The organism is Bradyrhizobium sp. B120 (genome assembly GCF_049075665.1).
Lineage (GTDB): Bacteria > Pseudomonadota > Alphaproteobacteria > Rhizobiales > Xanthobacteraceae > Bradyrhizobium.
In genome coordinates this window covers 3,176,253-3,195,020 of sequence record NZ_CP185242.1, presented here as the reverse complement: position 1 = coordinate 3,195,020, position 18,768 = coordinate 3,176,253, and the positions used below count along the sequence as shown (strand labels likewise).

At 62.6% G+C, this 18,768-nt stretch carries 17 protein-coding genes and 1 pseudogene; 7 read left to right on the top strand and 11 right to left on the bottom strand.

The features are described 5' to 3' along the window. Positions 1-2 precede the first annotated feature (2 nt). From ACOIX3_RS14490 to ACOIX3_RS14465, 6 genes are all read right to left on the bottom strand, one after another. Complete coding sequence (locus tag ACOIX3_RS14490; RefSeq protein ID WP_420970485.1) at positions 3-1,112, bottom strand: Zn-dependent alcohol dehydrogenase; 1,110 nt, start codon at positions 1,110-1,112, stop codon at positions 3-5. 34 nt (positions 1,113-1,146) lie between these two features. Beyond that, positions 1,147-1,455, bottom strand: a complete 309-nt coding sequence (locus ACOIX3_RS14485) for a DUF6166 domain-containing protein (protein WP_420970484.1) — start codon at positions 1,453-1,455, stop codon at positions 1,147-1,149. Between the two features lie 28 nt (positions 1,456-1,483). Beyond that, complete coding sequence (locus tag ACOIX3_RS14480) at positions 1,484-1,681, bottom strand: hypothetical protein (protein ID WP_244064327.1); 198 nt, start codon at positions 1,679-1,681, stop codon at positions 1,484-1,486. 12 nt (positions 1,682-1,693) lie between these two features. Beyond that, positions 1,694-2,068, bottom strand: a complete 375-nt coding sequence (locus tag ACOIX3_RS14475) for a hypothetical protein (protein ID WP_420970483.1) — start codon at positions 2,066-2,068, stop codon at positions 1,694-1,696. Further along, the gene (locus ACOIX3_RS14470) at positions 2,055-2,852 is read right to left on the bottom strand and encodes a sterol desaturase family protein (protein WP_420970482.1); all 798 of its coding nucleotides are present in this window, start codon (positions 2,850-2,852) and stop codon (positions 2,055-2,057) included. The genes ACOIX3_RS14475 and ACOIX3_RS14470 overlap by 14 nt, the downstream gene beginning before the upstream one ends. A 261-nt stretch (positions 2,853-3,113) precedes the next feature. Then, positions 3,114-5,243: an acetate--CoA ligase family protein gene (locus tag ACOIX3_RS14465; protein WP_420970480.1), complete on the bottom strand. Its 2,130-nt coding sequence runs from the start codon at positions 5,241-5,243 to the stop codon at positions 3,114-3,116. 217 nt (positions 5,244-5,460) lie between these two features. Between ACOIX3_RS14465 and ACOIX3_RS14460 the strand changes: the two genes are divergently transcribed. The 3 genes from ACOIX3_RS14460 (at position 5,461) to frc (ending at position 9,315) form a co-directional block, all read left to right on the top strand. Further along, positions 5,461-6,156: a GntR family transcriptional regulator gene (locus ACOIX3_RS14460; RefSeq protein WP_097670734.1), complete on the top strand. Its 696-nt coding sequence runs from the start codon at positions 5,461-5,463 to the stop codon at positions 6,154-6,156. Between the two features lie 89 nt (positions 6,157-6,245). After that, the gene (gene oxc, locus ACOIX3_RS14455) at positions 6,246-7,976 is read left to right on the top strand and encodes an oxalyl-CoA decarboxylase (protein WP_420970479.1); all 1,731 of its coding nucleotides are present in this window, start codon (positions 6,246-6,248) and stop codon (positions 7,974-7,976) included. 61 nt (positions 7,977-8,037) lie between these two features. Then, positions 8,038-9,315 (top strand): formyl-CoA transferase, encoded by a 1,278-nt coding sequence (gene frc, locus ACOIX3_RS14450; protein WP_420970478.1) that lies wholly within the window; start codon positions 8,038-8,040, stop codon positions 9,313-9,315. 105 nt (positions 9,316-9,420) lie between these two features. Here the strand turns inward: frc and ACOIX3_RS14445 are convergent, their stop codons facing one another. Next, a complete protein-coding gene (locus ACOIX3_RS14445; protein WP_420970477.1) occupies positions 9,421-12,024 on the bottom strand; it encodes an MASE1 domain-containing protein in 2,604 nt (867 codons plus the stop codon). Between the two features lie 354 nt (positions 12,025-12,378). After that, positions 12,379-13,280, bottom strand: a pseudogene (locus ACOIX3_RS14440) (oxidoreductase). A 126-nt stretch (positions 13,281-13,406) separates the two neighbouring features. Between ACOIX3_RS14440 and ACOIX3_RS14435 the strand changes: the two are divergent. Continuing rightward, positions 13,407-14,027, top strand: coding sequence for a TetR/AcrR family transcriptional regulator (locus ACOIX3_RS14435; RefSeq protein WP_420970475.1), 621 nt, complete (start codon positions 13,407-13,409; stop codon positions 14,025-14,027). 89 nt (positions 14,028-14,116) lie between these two features. On the opposite strand, the gene ACOIX3_RS14430 is transcribed toward ACOIX3_RS14435, so the two are convergent. The 3 genes from ACOIX3_RS14430 to ACOIX3_RS14420 all read right to left on the bottom strand — a co-directional run bounded on the left by ACOIX3_RS14430 (position 14,117) and on the right by ACOIX3_RS14420 (position 15,863). Then, on the bottom strand, positions 14,117-14,950 hold the full coding sequence (locus tag ACOIX3_RS14430) for a hypothetical protein (protein WP_420970474.1): 834 nt from the start codon (positions 14,948-14,950) through the stop codon (positions 14,117-14,119). A 110-nt stretch (positions 14,951-15,060) separates the two neighbouring features. After that, positions 15,061-15,300 (bottom strand): helix-turn-helix domain-containing protein, encoded by a 240-nt coding sequence (locus ACOIX3_RS14425; RefSeq protein ID WP_420970473.1) that lies wholly within the window; start codon positions 15,298-15,300, stop codon positions 15,061-15,063. Positions 15,301-15,305: 5 nt separating this feature from the next. Continuing rightward, positions 15,306-15,863: a DUF2975 domain-containing protein gene (locus ACOIX3_RS14420; RefSeq protein ID WP_420970472.1), complete on the bottom strand. Its 558-nt coding sequence runs from the start codon at positions 15,861-15,863 to the stop codon at positions 15,306-15,308. A gap of 135 nt (positions 15,864-15,998) precedes the next feature. Here ACOIX3_RS14420 and ACOIX3_RS14415 point away from each other — a divergent pair, with 135 nt between their 5' ends. From ACOIX3_RS14415 to oxlT, 3 genes are all read left to right on the top strand, one after another. Then, complete coding sequence (locus ACOIX3_RS14415; protein ID WP_420970471.1) at positions 15,999-16,505, top strand: DUF2147 domain-containing protein; 507 nt, start codon at positions 15,999-16,001, stop codon at positions 16,503-16,505. Positions 16,506-16,867: 362 nt separating this feature from the next. Continuing rightward, positions 16,868-17,005, top strand: a complete 138-nt coding sequence (locus tag ACOIX3_RS14410; RefSeq protein ID WP_173641877.1) for a hypothetical protein — start codon at positions 16,868-16,870, stop codon at positions 17,003-17,005. 257 nt (positions 17,006-17,262) lie between these two features. Further along, positions 17,263-18,558, top strand: coding sequence for an oxalate/formate MFS antiporter (gene oxlT / locus ACOIX3_RS14405; protein ID WP_097670726.1), 1,296 nt, complete (start codon positions 17,263-17,265; stop codon positions 18,556-18,558). Positions 18,559-18,768: the final 210 nt, after the last annotated feature.

Below are 18,768 nucleotides of genomic sequence, written 5' to 3'. Positions count from 1 at the left end.
GTTCAGAGCTCGACGACCGTCCGGATCGACCGTCCACGCCGCAATGCCTCGAACCCGTCGTTGATGCCTTCGAGGCTGCAGCGGCCGGTAATCAGTTCGTCGAGCTTGAGCCGGCCGTCGAGATAGGCTTGCGCCAGCAAGGGGAAGTCGCGCCGCGGCCGCGCGCCGCCGTAGCTCGAGCGGCGAAACCGCTTCTCGCCCATCAACGCGCCCCAGCGGAAACTCACGTCTTGCGTGACGTCGATCTTGCCGAGCCAGATCACCTCACCGCCCGGCCGCACCGCCTCCGCGGTCTGCCGAAACGCCATGGGATGGCCCGCGGCCTCGAGGATGACGTCGGCGCCGCGCCCGTGCGTCGCCTCCTTGGCGAACCGGACCGGGTCCTCGCGCGCCGCGTTGACGGTGTGCGTGGCGCCGAGTTGCCGCGCCAGCGCAAGCTTTGCATCGTCGAGGTCGACCGCGATAACAGCACCGGCGCCGGCGAGCCGAGCGCCCTGCACCGCTGCCAGCCCGACCGCGCCGCAGCCGGTGACCATCACGGTATCGCCATGGCCGATGGCGGCGACGTTGAGCGCAGCGCCAACGCCCGTCATGACGCCGCAGCCGATCAGGCACGCACGGTCGAACGGGATGTCCTTGGGCACGATGATCGCCTGCTGCGCCGGCAGCACGACATATTCCGAGAACGCGCCGAGGAACATCAGGTGCGACAGGCTGCTGCCGCCCGCGAGCTGCGCCTTCGACGCGCCGTCGAAATGCACGCCTTCCGCGCCCCTGGCGAGATAGGTCTCGCACAGGATCGGCTGCGCGCGATCGCAGTGAAAGCAGTGCCCGCAATGCGGATTCCAGGACAGGATGACGTGATCGCCGACGTGCACGTCATGCACCGCGCTGCCGACCTGCTCGACCACGCCGGCCGCCTCGTGCCCGAGGATCATCGGCAAGGGATAGCGCAGCGATCCGTCGATCACCTCCAGATCGGTGTGGCAGAGCCCGGCGGCGCGCACCTTCACCACGACGTCGGTCGGCATCGGCGGTGCAAGCGAAACGCGCTCGATGGAGAGCGGCGTTCCGCTTTGATGCAGCACCGCCGCGCGACAGGTCAGGGTCATCTCATATTTCTCTCGCCCGGAAATCAGCGTGGGGTTACACCGTGCGTCCGGACCGCAGCGCCGCGACCGCCTCATCGAGATCGGCCGAGGAGAGCTCCCACTCATTGCCGAAATTGGCGACGATGCGCCGCATGAAGCTCTCGTGCAGCGCCTTCGCCGCGGTGGCGTCGTGCAGATGATCATAGAGCAGCGCGAAGGCCAGCTGGGCCGGCTCGGGCCCCTCGTAGCTCCATTCAAATCCGTGTTCGGTGAGCCGAAGCTGGTCGTAATGCGGTGAGAGCGGCTCGCCGTCGACCAGCACGGAAATGCCGTCGATTGTGCGGTCCCCGGCATAGCTCGCCATCGGAGTCTCCCTGTGCTGCAGCATCATATCAGGATCCCGGCGGACGCATCTTGAGGTCCTTCTTGACGACCTCGGGGAAGATCCACATCGCGACCGTGGCGAAGACGCCGAGGAAGGCGACCGCGTAGCTCGGTCCCTGCTGTCCCAGATAGACCATGAAGACATATCCGCAGGCCGCCGTGGCGAGGCACGCCAGCGACAGCATGAGCTTGATGTGGCTCGGCATCGAGACCTCCCTCTAGGTCCACATGTGGAACGATGGTGCGGCCACGCCGACCAGCAACGCCAGCGCCGCAATCATGGCGCAACAGGACAGCCGCAATCCCGCGCGTCCGTCGCGCCACCAGTCAGGCAGCGCCTGAAACAGTCCGGGCAGGAACAGGAACAGCACACCGCCCACCACAACGACCGTGGTCCAGCGTAGTTCGACCAGGGCGAATGCCAGCGTGCCGGCGAGCAACATCGCCCACAATGCGGTCGTCATCGTCACCGGCAGGACGGCGCGGCCGCGCAGCGGATACATCCCGGCCAGCTGCAGGAAGCCGATGCAGCACACGCTCCACAGCAGGCCGAACCAGGCGAGGCCCGCGAGATTGGGTTCAAGCTGCGGCATGCGGCACCGATTGCTCCTTCACCACGACCCGCGGCGTCCGCGCCGTCCGTCGCATGTCAGTCTTCACGTAGCGCGTGCTGTAGCCGTTGAAGACGTGGCCCAGCAGGCCGCGATTGAGATCGGAGGTGCCGAACACATAGTCCATTACCGGGAAGGTCAGGTTCATGTTCCGCTCCATCATGATCGACTGGTTGTGATGGGCGGTATGATGCCGGCGGATGGTGTTGACGAACGGCATGTTGCGCACGAAGGCATTTTCCTCGACGTGGCAGCAGAAGTGCATGAATTCGTAGATCAGGTACATCGACGTGGTCGTGGTGATCAGCAGCCAGCCGGTATTGGCCGAGATCACGAGACCGGCGACGATCGCCGGCGGGATCGACATCAGGGTGAACACCACGAGCGCATAGGGCGGAAAGAAGGTGACGCGCCAGTCGTGATGATCGGCAAAGCGCATCTCCTCCTCGGTGAAGAACTGATGGTGCATCAGGGTGTGGCGGCTGTAGATCGCGCGCAGCAAGGGCACGTTCGAGGGCCGGTGCATGACGAAGCGATGCACCGCCCATTCGAAGAAGTTCGCAATCAGGAAGACCGCCGGGATGGTGAGGTATTCCCACCATTTCAAATCGCGCACATTGGCCAAATAGACGTACAGCGCCGTGAAACCGATCGTGTAGATCAGCACGACGTGCAGCCAGCCATTGTACCAGCCCACCACCCGCTCGCGGTAGGTCGCGCGATATTTGCGCTGGCGGTCGGTCATCCCTGTTGCAGCCAACTCCATCGCGGCGTCCTCCATCGTTCTTATCTGACATATCAGTAGCACATCAGATGCGAAAGGCAAGCTGCCTTGGCGGGCAGGACGCGGTCGTGAAAAAGGGATAGCGCACGGAACCGACGCAAGACGGAGCAGGAAAGCCTGGGCTGGTTTCGAATGCTTGGGCCGATGCCGCCCCTTCTCGTTCACCTCGACAACGAGGCGACTCATGAAAAAGCCGCCCCGGACGATGTCCGAGGCGGCTTTGGTCTTCGGCGGATCAGACGATCAGAGCAGTCCCGCGCCGCGGGCCCACTTGTACTTGGCGCCCAGCACCTCGACCGGCAGTTCGGTCGAATAGGCGTAGGCCGGAATGCCGTTCTGGTAGAGATATTCGGCGGCCTCCTCGACCTCGACGTCGCCGGCGAGCGAGGCGACGATCGGCTTCACGAAGCCCTTGGCCTCCATCTCCTTCTTCACCTCGACCATGTTGCGCGCGAACACCATCGGCGGCGTCACGATGGTGTGCCAGTAGCCGAGGATCAGCGCGTGGATGCGCTCATCAGAGAGACCGAGCTTCACGGTGTTGACATAGGTGATCGGCGGCTCGCCGCCGGTGATATCCACAGGATTTCCGGCCGCGCCGAACGGCGGGATGAACTTGCGGAACGCCGCATCAAGATCCGGCGGCATCTGCATCAGCGACAGGCCGTTGTCGATCACGGAGTCCGAGAGCAGCACGCCGGAGCCGCCGGCGCCGGTGATGATCAGGACGTTCTCGCCCTTCGGCGTCGGCAGCACCGGCACGCCACGGGCGAACTCGAGCAGCTGCCGGAGCGAGCGCGCGCGGATCACGCCGGACTGCTTGAACACGTCCTCGTAGATCTTGTCGTTGCCGGCGAGCGCGCCGGTATGCGACGACGCCGCCTTCGCCCCCGCAGACGTGCGGCCGGCCTTCAGCACGACCACCGGCTTCTTCTTGGAGACGCGCTTGGCCGCCTCCGCGAAGGCACGGCCGTCCTTCAGGTCCTCGCAGTGCTGCGCGATCAAATTGGTGTTCGGATCCTGCTCGAAGAAGGCGAGCAGATCGTCCTCGTCGATGTCGGACTTGTTGCCGAGGCCGACGATCGCCGACACGCCCATCTTGGCCGAGCGCGAGAAGCCGATGATCGCCATGCCGATGCCGCCCGACTGCGACGACAGCGCGGCGTGGCCCTTGACGTCATAGGCGGTGCAGAACGTGGCGCAGAGGTTGGCCGGGGTATAGTAGAAGCCGTAGATGTTCGGCCCCATCAGGCGGATGTTGTACTTCTTGCCGACCTCGACGATCTCGGCCTGCAATTCGGGCGCGCCGGCTTCGGCGAAGCCCGAGGGAATCAGCACCGCGCCGGGGATTTTCTTCTCGCCGCACTCGACGAGCGCGCCGGCGACGAATTTCGCAGGGATCGCGAACACCGCGGTGTCGATCACGCCGGGCACGTCCTTGACGCTCTTGTAGGCCTTGTAGCCGAGGATCTCCGCGGCCTTCGGGTGGATCGGATAGATCTCGCCCTTGTAGCCGCCGTTGATGAGGTTCTTCATCACGGAGTTGCCGATCTTGCCGTCCTCGGCGGAGGCGCCGATCACGGCTACGCCCTTCGGCTGCATGATGCGGCTCATCGCCGCGACGATCTCTTCGGTCGGACGCGGCGCCGGACGCGGCTTGTAGTCGAAGTCGACGACGATGCGGACGTCGGCGGCGATCGCGTTCTTGCTGGTGGCGAACACCGGATTGAGGTCGAGCTCGACGATCTCGGGGAAATCGCTGACCAGCTGCGACACCTTGACGATGACGTCGGCGAGCGCCTCGCGGTTGACCGGCTCGCCGCCGCGCACGCCCTTCAGCATTTCATGGGCCTGGATGCCGTCGAGCATCGACAGCGCGTCGTCCTTGGTCGCGGGCGCGAGGCGGAAGGTGATGTCCTTGAGGATTTCGACCAGCACGCCGCCGAGGCCGAAGGCGACCAGCTTGCCGAACGAACCGTCGGTGATCGAGCCGACGATCACCTCGGTGCCGCCGCCCAGCATCTGCTGGACCTGGATGCCCTCGATCTTGGCATCGGCCTTGTATTTCTTGGCGTTGGCCAGAATCGTCTCGTAGCTCTTCTCGGCGTCCGCGGCGCTCTTGACGCCGACCACCACGCCGCCCGCCTCGGTCTTGTGCAGGATGTCGGGCGAGACGATCTTCATCACGACCGGGAAGCCCATGTCGGAGGCGATCCGGGCAGCCTCGGCAGCCGACTTGGCGACGCCCTCTTTCGGCACCGGAATGCCGTAGGCGTCGCAAACCACCTTGCCTTCGGGCGCGGTGAGGCTCGTACGCTTGTCGGCCCTGACCGCATCGAGAATTTTGCGGACCGCATCCTTCGAATTTGACATTGGCTTCCTCCTGGGACAGATTTCGTGGCATTTGGTATGCCAAAAACGTAATTGTCAAGATCGGTCGATGCCCAAAAATACCGAAAAATATGGGTAGCTTGACATTCTGGTATTTGGCATGCCAAAAATCTAAGGTACTTTCTTCTGCTAAGAAGACGTCTCCAAGAGGAGGAGACGAGTCGTGCCAGAACCGAAACAGACCAAGGCGTCGCCCACTATGGCTGACACAGATATCGCCATCGTCCGGATCGCCCCGGAGACGAGCTTCAAGAACAAGGCCTATGAGGCCTTGAAAGAAGCGATCCTGAAGATGGACATCTACGCGACGCCGGAGCCGGTGATGCTCGACGAGCGCGCATTGTCCGAGCGTCTCGGCGTCAGCCGCACGCCGATTCGCGAAGCGATCGCGATGCTCGAGCAGGACGGATTCGTGAAGACCGTGCCGCGCCGCGGCATCGTCGTGGTCCGCCGCACCAAGGCGGAGATCGTCGACATGATCCGTGCCTGGGCGGCGCTGGAAAGCATGGCGGCGCGCCTGATCACGACCACAGCGCGCAAGAAGGACATCACGGCGCTGCGCGACTTCTTCAAGGACTTCAGCGACGACCGCCTGCCGCAGGATCACGTCGAGGAATATTCCAAGGCCAACATCGCCTTCCACCAGGCGCTGATCTCGCTGTCGGAATCGCCTGTGCTGGTCGACCTCACCAATGACCTGCTGCTGCACGTGCGCGGCTATCGCCAGCTCACGATCGGCCGCAAGGACCGCACCGCGACCTCGCTGCCCGAGCATCTCGGGATCATCGAGGCGCTGGAGGCACGCGACACCGAGCTCGCCGAAAAGCGCGCCCGCGATCACACGCTCGGCCTTGCCGCCTATGTCGAGGCGCATGGCCAAGAATTATTCACGTAGAGAACCGTTCACGTAAGTTTGAGAGTCCACACCCGCTTCAGACGACGATCAGATCGTCCGAACAAAGAACGATCAGGGAGACGATGCCGATGCTGAATACCGCTACGAAGTCCGAGGCACCGGGCACCGAGCAAGAATTGACCGATGGCTTCCACCTCGTCATCGATGCGCTCAAGCTCAACGGCATCGACACCGTCTATGGTGTGCCGGGTATCCCGATCACGGACCTGGGCCGCATGGCCCAGGCGGCGGGCATTCGCGTGCTCTCGTTCCGCCACGAGCAGAATGCCGGCTACGCGGCCTCGATCGCCGGCTTCCTGACCAAGCGTCCCGGCGTCTGCCTCACGGTGTCGGCGCCCGGCTTCCTCAACGGCCTCACCGCCCTTGCCCACGCCACCACCAACTGCTTCCCGATGATCCTGATCTCAGGCTCGTCCGAGCGCGAGATCGTCGACCTGCAGCAGGGCGACTATGAAGAAATGGATCAGCTCGCGATCGCAAAACCGCTGTGCAAGGCGGCGTTCCGCGTGCTGCACGCCCAGGACATCGGCATCGGCCTGGCGCGCGCGATCCGCGCCGCGGTGTCGGGCCGTCCGGGCGGCGTCTATCTCGATTTGCCGGCAAAGCTGTTCGGCCAGGTCATGGACGCGGCGGCCGGCGAGAAGTCGCTGGTCAAGGTGATCGATGCGGCGCCGGCGCAGCTCCCTGCCCCGTCGGCGGTCAAGCGCGCGCTCGACGTGCTGAAGAGCGCGAAACGTCCGCTGATCATCCTTGGCAAGGGCGCCGCCTATGCGCAGGTCGACGAGGCGATCAAGAATTTCGTCGAGAAGAGCGGCGTGCCGTTCCTGCCGATGAGCATGGCCAAGGGCCTCTTGCCCGATCTGCATCCGCAATGCGCGGGTGCGGCGCGCTCCACCGTGCTGAAAGATGCCGACGTCGTGATGCTGATCGGCGCCCGCCTCAACTGGCTGCTGTCGCACGGCAAGGGCAAGACCTGGGGTGAGGCTCCGAAGAAGTTCATCCAGGTCGACATCGAGCCGAAGGAGATGGATTCCAACGTCGAGATCGTCGCCCCCGTGGTCGGCGACATCGGCTCCTGCGTGTCCGCGTTCCTCGACGCCATGGGCGCCAACTGGTCGGCCGCGCCGAGCGACTGGCTCGCCACCGTGGCGAAGAAGCGCGACGACAACGTCGCCAAAATGGCGCCGAAGCTGATGAGCAACGCCTCGCCGATGGATTATCATGGTGCGCTCGGCGCGCTGCGCACGATCATCGCGGAACGTCCGGATACCATCTTCGTCAACGAAGGCGCCAACACGCTCGACCTCGCCCGCGGCGTCGTCGACATGCACAAGCCGCGCAAGCGGCTCGACGTCGGCACCTGGGGCGTGATGGGCATCGGCATGGGCTATTCGATCGCGGCCGCGGTCGAGACCGGACTGCCCGTGCTCGCCGTCGAAGGCGACAGCGCGTTCGGCTTCTCCGGCATGGAGGTCGAGACCATCTGCCGTTACAAGCTGCCGATCTGCGTCGTGATCTTCAACAATGACGGCATCTATCGCGGCACCGACGTCAACAGCGCGGGCGAGGATCCGGCCACCACCGTGTTCGTCAAGGGCTCGCGCTACGACAAGATGATGGAAGCCTTCGGCGGCGTCGGCGTCAACGCCACCTCGCCCGACGAGCTGAAGCGCGCGGTCAATGCGGCGCTGGATTCCGGCAAGCCGACCTTGATCAACGCGGTGATCGACCCGGCGGCTGGCTCGGAGAGCGGCCGCATCGGCAACCTCAATCCGCAAAGCGTGCTGAAGAAGAAGTAACCCCTAACCCCAATCACTCCCTGCGGGTGCAGGGGCAGATAGAGTATACGGAGCAGACATTATGACCAAGGCGCTCAAGGGCGTTCGCATTCTCGATTTCACCCACGTCCAGTCGGGTCCGACCTGCACGCAATTGCTGGCCTGGTTCGGCGCCGACGTGATCAAGGTCGAGCGTCCCGGCGTCGGCGACATTACGCGCGGCCAGCTGCAGGACATCCCGAACGTGGACAGCCTGTACTTCACCATGCTGAACCACAACAAGCGCTCGATCACGCTCGACACCAAGAACCCGAAGGGCAAGGAAGTGCTGACCGCGCTGATCAAGCAGTGCGACGTGCTGGTCGAGAATTTCGGTCCCGGCGTGCTCGATCGCATGGGCTTCCCCTGGGAGAAGATCCACAGCATCAACCCGAAGATGATCGTCGCCTCGATCAAGGGTTTCGGTCCCGGCCCGTATGAGGATTGCAAGGTCTACGAGAACGTCGCGCAGTGCACCGGCGGCGCCGCCTCGACCACCGGCTTCCGCGACGGTCTGCCGCTGGTCACGGGCGCCCAGATCGGCGACAGCGGCACCGGCTTGCACCTCGCGCTCGGCATCGTCACCGCGCTCTACCAGCGCACCCATTCCGGCCAGGGCCAGCGCGTCACCGCGGCGATGCAGGACGGCGTGCTCAACCTCGCCCGCGTCAAGCTGCGCGACCAGCAGCGCCTCGCCCACGGTCCGCTGAAGGAATACAGCCAGTTCGGCGAAGGCATCCCGTTCGGCGATGCCGTGCCGCGCGCCGGCAACGATTCCGGCGGCGGCCAGCCCGGCCGCATCGTCAAGTGCAAGGGCTGGGAGACCGATCCCAACGCTTACCTCTACTTCATCACCCAGGCGCCGGTCTGGGAGAAGATCTGCGACGTGATCGGCGAACCCGGCTGGAAGACCCATCCCGACTACGCCAAGCCGCCGGCCCGGCTGTCGCGGCTGAACGAAATCTTCGCCCGCATCGAGCAGTGGACGATGACCAAGACCAAGTTCGAGGCGATGGAGATCCTCAACAAGGACGACATCCCCTGCGGCCCGATCCTTTCGATGAAGGAGATCATCGAGGACCAGTCGCTGCGCGCGACCGGCACCGTGGTCGAGGTCGATCATCCGACCCGCGGCAAGTACATCTCGGTCGGCAACCCGATCAAGCTGTCGGATTCGCCGAGCGACGTCGCCCGCTCGCCGCTGCTCGGCGAGCACACCGACGAGATCCTGCGCGAGGTGCTCGGCTTCAGCGATCACCAGGTCGCCGAGATCCACGACTCCGGCGCCCTCGATCCGCCGCGCAAGCAGGCGGCCGAATAACGGCTGCGCTCGATAAGTACCGACAAATGGCCGCGGGCGACCGCGGCCATTTTTGTTCCGGCTGCCGCTCTCCGCATCAATGGCCGATATTGATGGTGCGACCGGTCAATTTCTGCGCACAGCGTCGGTCGTGCTTGACGCCAAGGATACGCCGGATGATCGCGCTGACCTCGGCGGCGCAAGATCCTGGATAAAATCTCTCAGCGCCTCGGTATCGAACGGCTTGCGAAGTATTTTCAGGCTTGGCGGAGCTGCTTTTGCGGCATCGCTGTAACCGGTTGTGAGGGCTATGGGCAAACCGGGGTACCGCGACCGAACCTCTCTCGCGAGCCCGACGCCATCGATGGTCCCTGGCATGACGATATCGCTGAAGACGAGATCGATCTTCGTACCGGTATCGAGCAGTTTCAATGCCGCTTCGGCCGAGTCCCGGTAGATGGTTTCATAACCCAGATGCTCGAACAGCGATGATGTCACATCCGCCACTTCGGGGCTGTCGTCGACAACGAGAACCGTCTGCCGCGGCGGCTGCCTTGGCCTTGCCCGGGCAGCGGCGAGCTCTTTGCTGGTAATCTGCTCGTCCACACAGGACGGCAGATAGATTGTAATCGTTGTTCCTTGTCCGACCTTGCTGTCTGCCGTCACGGTTCCGCCCGCCTGATGCGCAAAACCATAAACCTGGGACAAACCGAGCCCGGTCCCTTTACCGACCTCCTTGGTCGTGAAAAACGGATCGAACATCTTGGACAGAAGATTTGGCGGAATGCCGGTGCCGGTATCGCCAAGTGTGATCGCAAAGAAGGCCTTGCCACGGCGATCGCCGCCGGTTTCCTGATTTGCGGTGACCGCGTGGACGGACAACGTGAATGTGCCGCCGCTTGTCATTGCATCGCGCGCATTGACGGCGATGTTGACGATCGCGAGTTCCAGCTCGGCGAGGTCAACCTTGACCGGTGAAACGCCGTCGCCAACGTTCTCGTTGTACACTATGTTCCCGCGCAGCGAGCTCTCAATCATGGTCCGCATGTTCTTGATGGACGCATTCAGATCAACGACCGTCGGGCTGAGATGCTGGTGACGAGAGAATGTCAACAATTGGCGCGTGAGACTTTCGCCGCGCTTGGCCGCGGTTTGTATGGCTTCGATGGCCTTTGGCAGTTTTGGATCAAGCAGGCGTTGAAATATCTGGGCACTGCCTCCGATGATCATCAATAGATTGTTGAAGTCGTGTGCGATCCCGCCGGTCAGCTTGCCGATTGCCTCCATCTTCTGAGACATCGCGAGCTGTTCGCGCGCCTGGACCAGCTTCTCCTCCGCGTCGCGCCGCTCCGTCGCGTCGCGCAGGATACTGATAAAACCGATCAGATTTCCTGCGTCATCACGGCTCGAAGAGACTGAGCCCGTGATGAAAAACGGCGTACCATTCTTTCTGATACGCCAACCCTCTACGTCGTACTTGCCGCTTTCGATTGCCGACTCCAGCGCGTGTGTCGGTGAACCCGCGCGGCGTTCATCCGGCCGATAGAATATCCCGAAGTGCTTGCCTATGATTTCTTCCGAGCTGTAGCCGATGATCTTTTGAGCGGTGCTATTCCAGCTCGTCACGTGTCCTTCTCGATCAAGCGCAAAAATTGCATAGTCGACAACGCCTTCGATAAGGGTCTGGAAGTGCCGTCGAATGTTGTCGAGCGCCAAAGCTTTCCGTTCAAGTTGACCGTTCAGCTGGTCCTGGACAGAAAGCAAATGGGCTTCCCTGGCCTGACGCGTCGCGCTTGCCGCGGCCAGGGCAAGCGGAGGCGCCGACACGATGATCGAAAGCACGAACAAGGATAACAGCGCCCCGTTCGGATCGATTTTCGGAAATGGGGCATTCCCCACCGAGAACCCCCACACGGCAGTTCCGATGAAAATGAACGCGGCCGTCGCCACGGTGCATCGATCGCCGCGCAGACCGGCCCAGATCAAGGGCAGCAGAACCAGAAAGCCGAGAAGGCTCCGATGCGGCAGCAACACGTCGAGGCCGGTGCTGACGAGATCGCTACCGATCAGCGGGCTGTAAGCAGCGAGCCCGATGATACCAGCGAGAGCAGCGACCGCGATCGATTCCAACAGGGCCCATTTGAAAGCAATGCGTAAGGGCATCGCCGCCCAGAGCACGATGACCGGAGCAATCACCAGCGCCGCAGCAGCGTCCGCAAGCCACCAGGTCAACCCGGCGACGATGGAATCGGAAAAGCTTGACTCGTTGATGAGCGTGAAGCCGGCCAAGGCGATGGCTGAACTGATCATCGTGGTCGGCGCAAAGCAAATCATTGCAAACTTTGCGACACCGGATGGTGTGGCAAACGTCTGGCGACCGTTCGACCAGCGGCCGATCAGCCATGTCCCGGCACATGCGGCAAGGAGGCTGCCGATCCCGGCGACGCCGATCTCCAGGAGCGATCGGTCGGCCATGAGGTAAGGTGAGAGAGCCCCCACCAGGATCGCGGGCCAGATCCGGTAGCCGCGCAACAGGAGGAGCGCAAGCGCAAGCCCGGTTGGTGGCCATAGCGGTGCCGCGGCTGGATTTATTGCGGGAAGCAATCGCGCGGATTCGGCAAGACCAGCATAAATCGCGGCAACTACCAGGATTTCGACCGCGTAGGTCGCAACGCTCCGTGCGTCGCCAACAGCGAAAATCTTGGCCTTGGCGAACGTTGCCCTTTCCATCGCGAGCCTTTGCAGTGGGCATCTCAACAATGCGGACGCAGTTTTGACCAAAACATGGCCGCACGATCATGAGTAGAGTGGCGCTGGCCAATTTCGGAATCAGGGGCCATCGGGCAGCACCATTGACCTAGCAGCGATGGTACACCACGCGCGGCAGCATCCGGAATACGAATCGGTCCGATCCCGCCGCGTTTCGGTGAGATCATCAGCAATCATTTTCCTTGTTGGCGCAAGAACTCTCGCTGTCGCTCTGATGATCGCTTCGCGTCAGAAGCGAACCTTAGCGCCCATATGCATCCTATCTAGGCAAAAGAGGCAAACCACAGCCCTCGTCGCTCATTGTCAGCTCAGTTCCTACTGGCCAGCAGCGCGGGGCGCCTGGCCGGCCGCAGCGATGCCGTCGAGCTGCGCGATGGCCTCGGGCGGCAGATGCAGGGTGCAGGCTGCAAAATTCTGATGGAGATGCGCGACCGATGACGTGCCGGCAATCAACAGCAGGTTCGGCACGCGTTGCAGCAGCCATGCGAGCGCCACCTGACGGGTCGTCGCCCCGAGGCTTTGCGCGACGCTGTCCAGAATGGGCGAGCTGAGCGGACGGAATCCGCCCAGGGGAAAAACGGCACATAGGCAACCTGCCTGGCCGCGAGGTCGTCGATCAAGGCGTCGTCGACGCGATGCGCCAGATTGTAGTGGTTCTGCACGCAGACGATGGTGGCGATCCTGCTGCCTTCATCGAACTGCGCGCGGGAGACGTTGCTGAGGCCGATATGGCGGATCAGGCCCTGCTGCTGCAATTCGGCCAGCACGGAGAGCGGCGCCTCCACCGAACTGTCGTCCGGGCCGAACTGGCCACCGAGGCGCAGGTTGACGACATCGAGCACGTCAAGGCCGAGATTGCGCAGATTGTCGTGCACGGCGTCGATCAATTCCTGCCGGGATATTGCCCTGGGCCAGGACTTGTCCGGTCCGCGGCGCGCGCCGACCTTGGTCGCGATCGTAAGCCCGGCGGGGTAAGGGTGCAGAGCTTCCTTGATGATCTGATTGGCGATGTGCGGGCCGTAATAGTCGCTTGTGTCGATGTGATTGACGCCACAGCTGACAGCCTCCCGCAGAACGGCAAGCGCGGCTGCATGGTCCTTGGGCGGCCCCCACACCATCGGCCCGGTCAACTGGATTGCGCCATAGCCCATGCGATTGAGCTTCAGGCTGGTGCCGGCCGGCGTGAACGCGCCGCCCGAGGATGCGCTGGTCGTCATCGAAGCTCCGATCTTTTGAACTTACATATGTTAGCTTACATCCGTTAAGTTTACGGGTCAAGCCGAACAAGTGTAAGGTTACGGGCATCAGCCGAGGGGACGGCAAGAGGACGGCAAGAGGACGGCATGAAGGCGCGCCAACGGAATGCGCGGGGTGAAGGCGGGCAATTGCGCGAGGACATCCTCAAGGCCGCCATTGCCCTGATCGAGAAAGCCGGCTCCTGCGAAGGCGTTTCGCTGCGCGCTGTCGCCAAGCAGGCAGGCATCGCCGCACCATCCGTCTATCCGCACTTTGCCGATCGCGACGCGCTGCTGCTCGCGGCCCTGCAAAAGCTGTTCGATGAGCTCGTCGAGCTGCGCACCACGGCGGAAGACGCAAGCAGTGGCGGCGCATGGGAGCGCCTGCGTGCCGGCGTCTTCGCCACGGTCCGTTTCGGGCTGGAACGGCCGGGCCATTACAAGATGCTCTACGAAGGCCGCGTGATATCGGGCCTGAGCGATCCGAAGGTCGCAACGTTCGGGCGAGCGATTCAGATCCGCGTGGTGGCGCTGATCAAGGAAATCCTCGCAGCAACGCCGGGCCGCGAGGGAGAAGATGCAGAACGACTGTCACTGCTGCTGTGGGCAGCCACTCACGGCGTGATCTCACTCCAGATCAACAAGCCCACCTTGCGCTGGCCCAAGGCAACGGCTCTCGTCGAGGAGTTGATGCGCGCCCTGATCCGGCCAGGCGCGGCTGCAAGCTGAGCGGATACGGCCGACGAGATCCTGATGGGCCGCGGAAGCCTGGCGTTTGAGAGCCAACGGCTGCCGTCGCACAGGACCACGGCCTGACACTACTTGCGCCGCCACGATTCGATCAGGGCCGCGAGCTCATCGTCCAGAGCATCACCTTCTTCCAGTGGCGCGTTGTACTTGAGCCAATAAGCCCCTACCAGCGCGTGGTGAGTACAGAACACTTCAAGCCGACAGACGACAAGACGTGTGAGCTGTCCGCTGGAATCTTGACGTGCGAAATAATGGTCGATGTGCGTTGGTCCGCCGCCCGAAAGCGAGGAGCCGTACGCAAACGATTGATAACCGCTACGCTCTGGCTCGGGGTTCATTTCTGAGCGGTGCATGCGCCAGAACTCCGGGTCAACGAAGTCCCTCTCCTTTGGTAAAATATAAATCTGCTGTGCCGAACGGCAATCTTGGTCCTGCCGACCTTTGAGATTGGATAAGCAGAGATTTGCGGAGAAGCCAATTTCGTGGGGGCTTTGAGCGGTAAATTGCCCATGCCCAGCAGACACATATTGCCAAGGCACTAGAAAAACCTGCTGGCCGAGATGTCTCTCAAAGTACTCGGGTCCTGGTTTGACGAAGGAGCGAGCCACGAGGGTCCCGACTACAGTCGTGCTCCAGATCACGACAACGAGCACCGACGCGGTAGCGCGGAGCTTCAATGCGAACGCAATAGAAGAGGCCACTGCGGCGAAAGCAGCCGAGGCAAGAACAAGTTGGGAAGCCGTGACATCAAACGCATCTAACGGCGCCGTTTGACGCGTAGGAAAATAAAAGAAGCTGAAGCCGGCACTCGCGCCGATAGCAACGCAAATAGGAATCGACAGCACAAAGACAATCCAGCCGGTGGCAACGAACGACTTGGCCCAGCTCCGAAGAACTCTCATCATCTTTCACAATACAGCCGGTAATTGTAAGTTAGTCGCCCGCAATCTTAGCGCCGCGAGCTTTGCTCGGCCAGCGTCTCGACGAGCTCGGCGATCGGGCACGCGCCGGATCAGCCGCCCTCGCCGCCTTCGGCCTCATCGCCCGGCACATATTCCAGAATGTCCCCGGGCCGGCAGTCGAGTTCGCGGCAGATCGCCGACAGCGTCGAGAAGCGCATCGCCTTGGCCTTGCCGGTTTTCAGGATCGACAGGTTCTGGATCGAGATGCCGATCGCGTCCGCGAGGTCTCCGAGGCGGCGCTTTCGCTTTGCGAGCATGACATCGAGGTTCACGACGATGGGCACAAGCATCACCCTCAGATCGTCAGATCGTTTTCGGACTGCAGCAGGATGGCGTGCTCGAGCACGAATTTCAGCGCCATCAGGAACACACCGCCTGCGATGGTGCCGACGTCGACGCCGTAGCTCGGCAGGAAGAACTTGATGTCACCGAGCTTGTACAAGGCATAGGCGACCGCGTTGGTGGTGCTCGTATCGACAAACGGCCAGACCACCAGGAAGATCCCCATCCACCACACACCCTGCAAGGTTTCCGACACGAAGATTCGCCCGTTGGCGAATCGATTCACCATGCGATGAAGGATGCCGATCAGCACGGCATAAAACGATACCCCAAGCGCGAACAGCGCCCAGAACAGCATCTGCCCCTTGGCCGACATGGCGAGCGGGTCGGCGACGATGGCCGCGCATTTCGCCTGCTCGCCGGTGAGGCTTTCGGCGATCGCGCCCGCGGCCGTCGTGGTGCGGTAATAGGCCAGCCACAGCACGACCGGCAGCGCGGCCCAGATCACCCAGAACGCCCGATCGAGCCGGCGAAACCAGAGCTGGCGTTGCTCGCGAACCGATTTCCTCATCACATCCATCCGATAATTTTTTTGCCCATACAGGCCGTTACGGCCGGACCGCATCATGCTGCGGTAATGTTGTTGACTCAACCTTAAACGTGATTTATTTCATGTTTATCATGAAATTTTTCATGAAGAAGGTGGATGATGACGTTACCCCCAGATATTGCCGGCCTCCGCAGCGCCCTGAAACAGCTGATCCGCGCTCACCTCACGCGCCGCCTGATCGTGGCAGCGTTCCACATTCCGCTGCTCGGCAGCGCCGCCGATGCCGCCAAAGCCAATGACAAGGCCAACGATCCGGCCGGCGTCTGGCTGACCCAGTCCGGCGACGCCAGGATCAAGGTCCAGCGCTGCGGCAGCGCGCTGTGCGGCCGCGTCGTCTGGCTGAAGGAGCCGACCGACAAGGCCACCGGCAAGCCGCAGCGCGACGACAAGAATGCCGATCCCGCGCAGCGGACCCGGCCGGTGATAGGCATCTCGCTCTTCATCAACATGCAGCCCGCAGGCCCGAACAAATGGGCCGGCAGGATCTACAACGCCGATGACGGCAAGACCTATGAGAGCTCGGTGACGCTGGTGTCGTCGGGCACGCTGAACGTTCGCGGCTGCATGGGAACGCTGTGCGCGGGCGAAGACTGGACGCGGTGAAGGGATCTGGCCCCGACCCTTCATCGGCCAAGAAGAAAAGCAAACCCAGTCACTCAAGGCCGCCCCGTCAGGCGGCCTTCTTTGTGACGGCAGCGAGGGCGCCGGTCGGCGACGTTGAAATGCGCCGCGCAGGAGCGGCACGATTCCCGGGCTTGGTGAAGCCCCGCGCTTGCCTGGACTTGGCCGTGGCTTCAATGCGTTCCCCTTCAATCTGGGATGCCAAGCCACCCCGTCTTGTTGCGTTGCACAATCTGCCATGCTGCCATGCAAACAAGCCCGTTGTTTCTGGCATCTGGTATACATAATTTGGCTGCAGATGATGAGCCGGCCCGTTGCTGGCCCTCCAGCCAAAGGGGACACCAATGTCCAAGACCACTGCCCTCACGCTCGCGCCCTCCTCCACCCTGTTCGGCCGCCTGATGGCCTCGATCGACCGCCTGCTGATGAAGAGCGCGGAGATCTCCAACCGCAATGGCGACCTGCCGCACTTCGGCCTCTGAGGCTAGATGATTCCGCGCGCGCGGCACCGAGACCGTTTCGTCGCAAGATGCGAGCTGACATTGAACCTTCGACCAATGGCCCCGATTTTCGGGGCCATTTTTTTGCGTGCTGAATTACTCTCATTGCGGTGACCGCTGAGTCCTCTGCGGTATATGCGCACGCAACCTCTGCGACAGCTTGAACCTTGGCATATCAAATACCAAGATGACCGAGCCGCGCCACAAGCAGAATGACAAAGCGCGCACTGGGAGGATCAATGTCGGACATGGTTCAGGCAACTGCGGCCCCGGCGGCCGCGCGGGTCAGCGATACCTATCGCTGGACGCAACTTGCGATCGGCGTCGCCGCGATGGTGATGATCGCAAACTATCAATACGGGTGGACGTTCTTCGTCCCCGACATCCAGAAGAAGTTTGGATGGGATCGTGCATCGATCCAGTGGGCCTTCACGCTCTTTGTGCTGTTCGAGACCTGGCTGGTGCCGGTCGAGGGCTGGTTCGTCGATAAATACGGCCCGCGCCTCGTCGTGCTGATCGGCGGCATCCTCTGCGCGATCGGGTGGGCGATCAATGCGCAGGCGACCTCGCTGAACGGCTACTATCTCGGCATGATCATCGCCGGCATCGGCGCCGGCGGCGTCTACGGCACCTGCGTCGGCAACGCGCTGAAATGGTTTCCCGACAAGCGCGGACTTGCGGCTGGCATCACCGCAGCCGGCTTCGGCGCGGGCTCCGCACTGACGGTCGCGCCGATCCAGGCGATGATCAAGGACTCCGGCTTCCAGACCACCTTCCTGTATTTCGGTCTCGGCCAGGGCATCATCATCGTGCTGCTCGCCTTCTTCCTGCTCGCGCCGAAGGCCGGACAGGTGCCGGCTGTCGTGGCGAATGCCAACATCATCCAGACCCGGCGCAACTATCAGCCGACCGAAGTGCTGCGGCAGCCGATCTTCTGGCTGATGTACTTCATGTTCGTGATCGTCGGCGCCGGCGGCCTGATGGTGACGGCGAACCTGAAGCCGATCGCGGTCGACTGGAAGGTCGACAGCGTGCCGGTCACGCTGATGGCGGTGACGATGACGGCGGTGACTTTCGCGGCCACCATCGACCGCGTCCTCAACGGTCTGACGCGTCCGTTCTTCGGCTGGATCTCCGACATGATCGGCCGCGAGAACACGATGTTCATCGCCTTCGGCATGGAAGGCTTCGGCATCTGGATGCTCTATCTGTGGGGCCACGATCCGGTCTGGTTCGTGCTGCTCTCGGGCTTCGTGTTCTTTGCCTGGGGCGAGATCTATTCGCTGTTCCCCTCGACCTGCACCGACACGTTCGGCGCCAAGTTCGCGACGACCAATGCCGGTCTACTCTACACCGCGAAAGGCACCGCCGCGCTGCTGGTGCCGATCGCCAACTACATGCAGCAGTCGTCGGGCCATTGGGACAACGTGTTCATCATCGCAGCCGGCGCCAACATCCTTGCCTCGCTGCTCGCGATCGCCGTGCTCAAGCCGTGGCGGAAAATCGTGGTCGAGAAATCGGCGGCGATGGCTTAAGCAACGCGCTACGCTTCTGCTGTCGAAAGCGCCCGGCCAACGCCGGGCGTTTTCATTTTTCGGCGGCCGCTATGGGCTCGAATCCGAGGCTGAACCGGCGCGTCGTATGCCAGTTTTGCTGCGGCGCAGCAGAAAGATGGGCTTGCTTTCTGGAATATAGTATACCAACCTCCGGCTAAGCGCTTGCGACGATACGCCACAAGAATTGCG